This is a genomic window from Stenotrophomonas sp. SrG (assembly GCF_050031795.1).
Lineage (GTDB): Bacteria > Pseudomonadota > Gammaproteobacteria > Xanthomonadales > Xanthomonadaceae > Stenotrophomonas > Stenotrophomonas rhizophila_A.
The window spans coordinates 1-232 of sequence record NZ_JBNBBE010001630.1; the positions used below are offsets into that span (position 1 = coordinate 1).

Here is a 232-nt window from a genome sequence, read left to right on the forward strand (position 1 = left end):
ATCGGACACCCCCCGCGGCGCGCGCACGCCGCAGCCGCGCTCGGTGCCGGTCAGCCCCATCCGCGAGGTGCGGCCACGGCCATCGTACACGCGCCAGAGGATCTGGCGGCTGTCCACGCCGCCGGCCTGGATCAGCGGCTGGGCCAGCAGGCCCAGCACGGCGCCCGGCAGAGCGCTCAGCCCCGCAGTGTCAGGGCCGAAGGTACAGCTCAACCCGCGTGCCCCGCTGTAA

Annotated in this window: 1 pseudogene; it reads right to left on the bottom strand. The window is 75.0% G+C overall.

Annotation, left to right across the window (positions count from 1 at the left end):
- Positions 1-213, bottom strand: a pseudogene (locus tag ACQG3P_RS24890) (sugar kinase); the annotation flags it as partial.
- Positions 214-232: the final 19 nt, after the last annotated feature.